The sequence below is a fragment of the Streptomyces atriruber genome, assembly GCF_001418325.1.
Taxonomy (GTDB): Bacteria; Actinomycetota; Actinomycetes; order Streptomycetales; family Streptomycetaceae; genus Streptomyces; species Streptomyces atriruber.
On sequence record NZ_LIPN01000091.1, the window covers coordinates 1 to 7,934 of the forward strand.

Here is a 7,934-nt window from a genome sequence, read left to right on the forward strand (position 1 = left end):
CCTCAACACCGCGCCCACAAACGGCACTTGACATAGTCTGTGTGCCCATGGAGCCCGTAGTACGCACTCCCTCGGCCCGCGCCATGCCCCTCGTACAACGGTTCTTCCGCACCCCGTCCCGGCCCCCGACCACCCCCGACCTGATCGCCGCCCTCACCACCTGGCGCGGCCCCGACGCCGACGCCGACCCCGACGACGTCCACCGCACCGCCGCCGACTTCATCCAGCTCGCCGCGGAACGGCACACCGCGCCGACCGGTGAACTCCCCGCCGTCGCCGACGTACTGACCCGCACGCTCCTGGCCATCGGCGAGCTCGACCTCACCGACGCCGACGCCGTGCGCCTCGGTCCGCAGGACTACGCGCGGCGGCTGCGCGGCGCCGTCCAGGGCGCGGACCGCGGGCTGAGCCCCGACGCCGCCTGGTTCCACGACGAGCTGCTCGTCGCCGTCTGCCTGCACGTGCTGCACCACTTCGTGCGCCGCTCCCCCTACATCCAGCGCCACATGCCCGAGCGCGCCAGCCGCGTCCGCCAGCTCGTCGACCTCAACGACGCCGAAGCGGCCGCCGCGGCCCGCCGCACGGAACCCTCCCAGGAAGACGCCGAGTTCGAGGCCGCGTACGCCCAGGAAGTCGTGCGCCAGCACGGCTGGCTGACCATCGTGGGCGTGGACCTCGCGAACGCGCCCGACCGGTGGCCCCTGGAGGACACCTACCTCAGCCTCCAGGCGGAGGAGAGCAGCAACGGCCCGGCCACCGGGGCGGGCGGGCACCAGCGCACCGTGCTCCTCGCCGACCGGGCCCTGGAGGGCCACGAGCGGGTCCTGCTGCGCGGTGTCGCGGGCTCCGGGAAGACGACGCTCGTGCAGTGGCTCGCCGTGGGCGCCGCCCGGGAGGGCGCCCGGGTGCCGTTCGTCCTTCCCGTACGCCGCTTCGCCCGCGAGGGCTTCCCCGCCCCGGACGACTTCCTGCGCGCCGTGCGCCATCCGCTGGCCGACCGGGCGCCCGAGGGCTGGGTCGTGCGCACGCTCCTCGCGGGCCGCGCCCTGCTCCTGGTCGACGGCATCGACGAGGCGCCCGAGGAGACCCGCGGCGCCCTGCGCGATCAGCTCCGGCGGCTCCTGCGCATCTTCTCCGGCACCGCCTGCCTCGTCACCTCGCGGCCCTCCGCCGTGGAGGACGGCTGGCTCTCCCAGGAGCGCCTCGCCGAGGAGGGGTTCACGGAACTGTCGCTGGCCCCGATGTCCCGCGACCAGATCACCCACTTCATCCGCGACTGGCACACCGCGGCGATGGGCGACGACCAGTGCAGGGAGCAGCGGGACCGGGACGCCCTCAAGGAGTACGAGCAGCGCCTGCTGCACTCCGTACGGATCTACCGCGAGCTGCGCCGCCTCGCCACCAACCCCCTGATGTGCGGCCTCATATGCGCCCTTAACCGGGACCGCTCCGGCTCCCTGCCCAAGGGCCGCAAGGAGCTCTACGACGCCGCCCTGGAGATGCTCCTGCAGCGCCGCGACCCGGAGAGGGACGTGCTGTACGCCGACGACGTACGGCTCCAGCAGGGCGCCCGCGAGCTGCTGCTGCGCAAGCTCGCCCACGCCATGCTCGACGAGGGCCTCTCGGAACTGCCGCGCCACCGCGTCATCGACGTCCTGGACGGCGCGCTGCCCGCCATCCCCTCGGCCCGTGCCGCGGGCGACGGCGAGAAGATCTTCCGGCATCTGCTGCACCGCACGGGGCTGCTGCGCGAGCAGGCGGGCGTCTCGGTCGACTTCATCCACCGCACGTTCCAGGACTATCTGGCCGCCAAGGAGATCGTGGCCCGCGGCCGCCTCCACACCCTGGTCGACCACGCCCACCAGCCGGAGTGGGAGGAGGTCATCCGCATGTCCGCCGCCCACGCCCGCCCCGACGAGTGCGCCGCCTTCCTGGAGGCGCTGCTGGCCGCCGCCCCCGGTCTGCGCAGGCCGCACGTCAACCACCGGCGCCTGATGGCCGCGGCCTGCCTGGAACACGTCAGCGAGCTCGACCCGGCCGTCCAGGAACTCGTCCACCGGCGCACGAAGAACCTCCTGCGCCCCACGACCGAGCAGGGCGCCCGCAGCCTCGGCTGGGTCGGCCCCATCGTCCTGGAGCAGCTGCCGGACCCCGAGCAGGTGCCCGGCGACCAGCAGGCGCTGCTCCTGGCCATCACCGCGACCCGGGTCCAGGAGGACGCGGCCATCGACTACCTCGCCCGGCTGCGCACCCGCTCCTCACTGGCCATCCGCACCGAGCTGGCCCGCCCCTGGCGCCACTTCGACACCGAGCGGTACGCGCGCGAGATCATCGCCCATCTCGATCCGGAGGGCCTGTACTTCCCCGTGTCCGACGCGACCGAGCTGGCGGCCCTGCGCGACCTCGGCGGACGCCCCCGCATCCAGGTGGCCGGTGTGATGCGCCCCGACGAGCTCCTGGCGGGCCTGGTCCCCGAACGGCTCACCCACCTGTGGGTCAACGCGGAGCTGCCCGACCCGGACATGTCGTGGCTGGCCCGCTTCCCCGGCCTGCACGTCCTGCGCGTCAACCCGCGCCTGCCGCGCGTGCGGAACGTACCGGAGGGCGTGACGATCACGGCGTGAGCACCGCATGCGAAAGGGGCTGCCCCGGACCGTACGGAACGGTCCGGGGCAGCCCCTTCGCTGCGTGCCCGGGGGCTACGCGTCCTTGCTCAGGTTCGGGCCCGCGCCGCCACCGGCGGCCGACTCGATCGGCGGCACGTCGGGCAGCGCCGCCTTCTCCTCGCCGCGGAAGGTGAACGTGGCGTTGTCGCCCTCGCCCTCCGTGTCGACGACCACGATGTGGCCGGGACGCAGCTCGCCGAAGAGGATCTTCTCGGAGAGGGTGTCCTCGACCTCGCGCTGGATCGTGCGTCGCAGCGGACGCGCGCCGAGCACCGGGTCGTAGCCCTTCTTCGAGAGGAGCTCCTTCGCGGACTGGGAGAGCTCGATGCCCATGTCCCGGTCCTTCAGGCGCTCGTCCACCTTGGTGATCATCAGGTCGACGATCTGGAGGATGTCGTCCTGGCTGAGCTGCGGGAAGACGACGACGTCGTCCACGCGGTTCAGGAACTCCGGGCGGAAGTGCTGCTTCAGCTCGTCGCTGACCTTGTTCTTCATCCGCTCGTAGTTGGACTTCGTGTCGCCCTGGGCCGCGAAGCCCAGGTTGAAGCCCTTCGAGATGTCACGGGTTCCAAGGTTGGTCGTCATGATGATGACCGTGTTCTTGAAGTCCACGACGCGGCCCTGGGAGTCGGTCAGACGACCGTCCTCCAGGATCTGCAGGAGCGAGTTGAAGATGTCCGGGTGGGCCTTCTCGACCTCGTCGAAGAGGACGACGGAGAACGGCTTGCGGCGGACCTTCTCGGTCAGCTGACCGCCCTCTTCGTAGCCCACGTAGCCGGGGGGCGAACCGAAGAGACGCGAGACCGTGTGCTTCTCGCTGAACTCCGACATGTCGAGGGAGATCAGCGCGTCCTCGTCGCCGAAGAGGAACTCGGCGAGCGCCTTGGACAGCTCGGTCTTACCGACACCGGACGGGCCCGCGAAGATGAACGAACCGCCGGGACGCTTCGGGTCCTTCAGACCCGCACGCGTACGCCGGATCGCCTTCGAGAGCGCCTTGACGGCGTCCTTCTGGCCGATGACGCGCTTGTGGAGCTCGTCCTCCATGCGCAGCAGACGGGAGGACTCCTCCTCGGTCAGCTTGAAGACCGGGATGCCGGTGGCGGTCGCGAGGACCTCGGCGATCAGCTCGCCGTCGACCTCGGCGACGACGTCCATGTCGCCGGCCTTCCACTCCTTCTCGCGCTTGGCCTTCGCGGCGAGCAGCTGCTTCTCCTTGTCGCGGAGCGAAGCTGCCTTCTCGAAGTCCTGGGAGTCGATGGCCGACTCCTTGTCGCGGCGGACGCCCGCGATCTTCTCGTCGAACTCGCGGAGGTCCGGCGGCGCGGTCATCCGGCGGATGCGCATCCGGGAACCGGCCTCGTCGATCAGGTCGATCGCCTTGTCCGGCAGGAAGCGGTCCGAAATGTACCGGTCGGCCAGCGTGGCGGCCTGGACCAGGGCCTCGTCCGTGATGGAGACGCGGTGGTGCGCCTCGTACCGGTCGCGGAGGCCCTTGAGGATCTCGATGGTGTGCGGCAGCGACGGCTCCGCGACCTGGATGGGCTGGAAGCGGCGCTCGAGCGCGGCGTCCTTCTCCAGGTGCTTGCGGTACTCGTCGAGCGTGGTCGCACCGATGGTCTGCAGCTCACCACGCGCCAGCATCGGCTTGAGGATGCTCGCGGCGTCGATCGCGCCCTCGGCGGCGCCCGCACCCACCAGGGTGTGGAGCTCGTCGATGAACAGGATGATGTCGCCGCGGGTGCGGATCTCCTTGAGGACCTTCTTCAGGCGCTCCTCGAAGTCACCGCGGTAGCGGGAGCCGGCGACCAGCGCGCCGAGGTCCAGGGTGTAGAGGTGCTTGTCCTTGAGGGTCTCGGGCACCTCGCCCTTGACGATGGCCTGGGCGAGACCCTCGACGACGGCGGTCTTGCCGACGCCGGGCTCACCGATCAGGACCGGGTTGTTCTTCGTACGCCGGGACAGCACCTGCATGACCCGCTCGATCTCCTTCTCGCGCCCGATGACCGGGTCGAGCTTGGACTCACGAGCGGCCTGGGTGAGGTTCCGGCCGAACTGGTCGAGGACCAGGGACGTGGAGGGCGTGCCCTCGGCAGGACCGCCGGCGGTGGCGGTCTCCTTGCCCTGGTAACCGGAGAGCAGCTGGATGACCTGCTGCCGCACCCGGTTGAGATCGGCGCCCAGCTTGACCAGGACCTGGGCGGCGACGCCCTCGCCCTCGCGGATCAGGCCGAGCAGGATGTGCTCCGTGCCGATGTAGTTGTGGCCCAGCTGAAGGGCCTCGCGGAGCGAAAGCTCCAGGACCTTCTTGGCACGGGGGGTGAAGGGAATGTGCCCGGACGGAGCCTGCTGGCCCTGCCCGATGATCTCCTCCACCTGCTGGCGGACCGCCTCGAGCGAAATCCCGAGGCTCTCCAGGGCCTTAGCGGCGACACCCTCGCCCTCGTGGATCAAGCCCAGGAGGATGTGCTCGGTGCCGATGTAGTTGTGGTTGAGCATCCGGGCTTCTTCCTGAGCCAGGACGACAACCCGCCGCGCGCGGTCGGTGAACCTCTCGAACATCGTTAATCGCTCCTCAGAGCGGTCAGGCAGTAAAGGGGTCGGTCCCCTCCCTGTCCTTCCGCAGCTTAGTCCCGCAAGCGGGGACCGCTCATTCCAACTGCCGACACCCGGACCCCAACTCGGAGGATCTCCTGACCCCGAACGCCGACAACTGCTCCAACCCGATGGTGCGAGACGATGTTCCCGCAGGCCAGGCAGTTACCCCCACCATCACTACGCCGATGGCGAACGTGAGGTGCCCGAGACTGCGTGTCGCCCCTCCCCACTAGGGATGTCTTACCCGTAAGGACTGACACTCCATGCGGCGCGCCCCGGTTCCCTCAGCTACGGGCGAACACTCTTGCGCCGCCGAACACGCCCTTACGCCCCCTTTCCGGACACGCACCGCATCCATACGGCCACCCTGCGTAACCCGGGCGCCGTTCCGGCTGTTGCCCGGACATGGCCCCCACAGTTCCTCAGCCCCGGGTACCGGTCGAGCAGAGCGACCCGGTGCGGCAGTGGTACGAGAACGAGCTCGGCTGGGCGACCGCCCCGGACCCCGGCCCGGTGCGGCTCCTGACGGGGCTGCGCTTCGACGTCCTGGAACTTCCCGCCGAGGCGGGCTTCGCGGCACTGCGCCACCTCGGGCCGAAGGCTCCGGTGGCACTGCACGGGGAAACGATGCGGCTCCTGGTGAGCGCGGGAAGCGCGGACGAGCTGCCGGGGCTGCTCGACTGGCTGGAGTGGGGACACATCCCCCTCGGCCTCACCGCGGTCGGGGCGGGCGGGCGGATCGTCGCACCGACGCCCCCGGGGTGGTCCGGCTCGCGGGGGGCCGCCGTCTGGCTGCGACCCCCGGAGCCCGGCTGTGAGGTGGAGCCGACGCTGCCCGCGCTGCCGTCCCTGCCCGGGGTGGGGGGAGGAGGGACTGCACACCACAGCGACCCCGCCGTGGGCTCCGGTCTCGTACGACTCGTGGACACGGCGGCAACGCAGTGCCACCGGGTCCGGCTGCGGCGTCGCAGCCGTCAGCCGTTGGCCTTCTCGTAGGCCTCGCGAATGGACGCGGGAACGCGGCCGCGGTCATTGACCTCGAAACCGTTCTCCTTTGCCCAGGCACGGATCGCTGCCGTGTCCTGGCCACCGCTCGCCGCCGCGGCGCGCGCCTTGCCGCGACCGCTCGAACCACGGCCGCCGGTACGCCGACCGGCCTTGACGAAGTCCTCAAGGGCGCCACGGAGCTTGTCCGCGTTGGCCGTGGTGAGGTCGATCTCGTACGACTTGCCGTCCAGCGCAAACGTCACGGTCTCGTCTGCCTCGCCACCGTCGAGGTCATCGACAAGAAGGACCTGAACCTTCTGTGCCACCGGATTTCCTTTCATCGATAACTGTGAGACCGGGCCGCAAGCCGCACGACACGCGCCGTCGATTCACCGGCCCCTGTTATATGCAGTACTGCAGTACGTCGGAAAGCAAACCGCTTTTGCTGGAAAAACACAAACCCCTGGGAGAGACCGGGTACCCCTAGAACCCTGGAAACGTGCGCGTTTCGGACATAGCCCACCTGGGCAGGGGACGGTCGAGAATACCGTCGCGGCGATCACAGATGCAGAAGCATCCGGCTGTTGCCCAAGGTGTTCGGTTTCACTCGTTCGAGGCCGAGGAACTCGGCGACACCCTCGTCATAGGAACGCAGGAGCTCGCTGTAGACATCTCCGTCGACCGGAGTCTCGCCGATCTCCACGAAGCCGTGCTTCGCGAAGAAGGCGACTTCGAAGGTGAGACAGAAAACCTTCCGGACACCGAGCCACCCGGCGGTCTGCAGCAACTTGCCCAACAGCTGATGCCCCACTCCGGCACCCTTGACCTCGGGATTCACCGCGAGGGTGCGTACTTCCGCGAGGTCTTCCCACATCACGTGCAGAGCGCCGCAGCCGACCAACTCCGCGTTGTCGTCGCGTTCCGCCACCCAGAACTCCTGGATGTCCTCGTAAAGCGTCACCGTCGCTTTGTCCAGGAGGATGCGCTCCCGGACGTAGGAGTCGAGGAGGCGGCGGACGGCCGGCACATCGGAGGTTCGCGCCCTGCGGACGGAGACCGCTTTTGTGCTGAGTTCGCTGAGTTCGCTGCGTTCGGGGACCTCTGCTGGCATGAACCGGACGCTATCGCTCTGCTCCGCGCTCGGCGGAGGCGGGGTTCTCGGGGCCTTGGACGATACGCATCGCGTCGCTCAGCGCTTCCCGCTGTTCCGCCGACATCATGCCGAAGAAGGCGACGAGAGCGGCGGCGGGGTTGTCGCTCTGCGACCAGGCTTCGTTCATCAGTGCGGCTGCGTAGGCGGCACGAGTGGAGACCGCCTCATATCGATAGGCACGGCCTTCCGCTTCGCGGCGCACCCAGCCCTTCTGATGGAGATTGTCCAAAACGGTCATCACGGTCGTGTACGCGATGGACCGTTCCTCCTGAAGGTCTTCCAGGACTTCTCGAACGGTCACGGGGCGGTTCCACTTCCACACCCGCGTCATGACTGAGTCTTCGAGTTCTCCCAATGGACGAGGCACAGCAGAACAATAGTGGGAGACGTCACTATTGGCGTGATGCGTGAGGGACGTGGCGTAGCACTAATTTCCGCTCAACTGCAACAAAAAGGGCGTACGACTCGAAAGACGCGCGAGTCGTACGCCGCGGGGTCCCCGCCGGGGTGGGCGGGGTGGCGAGGTGGTG

General features: G+C 69.1%; 6 protein-coding genes. 2 read left to right on the plus strand and 4 right to left on the minus strand.

The window, feature by feature from the left end:
• Positions 1-47: 47 nt before the first annotated feature.
• Positions 48-2,624, plus strand: a complete 2,577-nt coding sequence (locus tag AOK03_RS10460; RefSeq protein WP_055564906.1) for an NACHT domain-containing protein — start codon at positions 48-50, stop codon at positions 2,622-2,624.
• A 75-nt stretch (positions 2,625-2,699) separates the two neighbouring features.
• Here the strand turns inward: AOK03_RS10460 and AOK03_RS10465 are convergent, their stop codons facing one another.
• Positions 2,700-5,228, minus strand: coding sequence for an ATP-dependent Clp protease ATP-binding subunit (locus tag AOK03_RS10465; protein WP_055564907.1), 2,529 nt, complete (start codon positions 5,226-5,228; stop codon positions 2,700-2,702).
• A gap of 441 nt (positions 5,229-5,669) precedes the next feature.
• On the opposite strand from AOK03_RS10465, the gene AOK03_RS10470 reads away from it, so the two are divergent.
• The gene (locus AOK03_RS10470) at positions 5,670-6,260 is read left to right on the plus strand and encodes an SCO3374 family protein (RefSeq protein ID WP_055564908.1); all 591 of its coding nucleotides are present in this window, start codon (positions 5,670-5,672) and stop codon (positions 6,258-6,260) included.
• On the opposite strand, the gene AOK03_RS10475 is transcribed toward AOK03_RS10470, so the two are convergent.
• The 3 genes from AOK03_RS10475 to AOK03_RS10485 all read right to left on the minus strand — a co-directional run bounded on the left by AOK03_RS10475 (position 6,239) and on the right by AOK03_RS10485 (position 7,759).
• On the minus strand, positions 6,239-6,577 hold the full coding sequence (locus tag AOK03_RS10475) for a histone-like nucleoid-structuring protein Lsr2 (RefSeq protein ID WP_055564909.1): 339 nt from the start codon (positions 6,575-6,577) through the stop codon (positions 6,239-6,241). The genes AOK03_RS10470 and AOK03_RS10475 overlap by 22 nt on opposite strands.
• Positions 6,578-6,810: 233 nt before the next feature.
• Entirely contained in the window at positions 6,811-7,362 is a 552-nt protein-coding gene (locus AOK03_RS10480) for an amino-acid N-acetyltransferase (RefSeq protein ID WP_055564910.1), read from the minus strand.
• Between the two features lie 10 nt (positions 7,363-7,372).
• Positions 7,373-7,759: a BlaI/MecI/CopY family transcriptional regulator gene (locus AOK03_RS10485; RefSeq protein WP_079074618.1), complete on the minus strand. Its 387-nt coding sequence runs from the start codon at positions 7,757-7,759 to the stop codon at positions 7,373-7,375.
• Positions 7,760-7,934 lie beyond the last annotated feature (175 nt).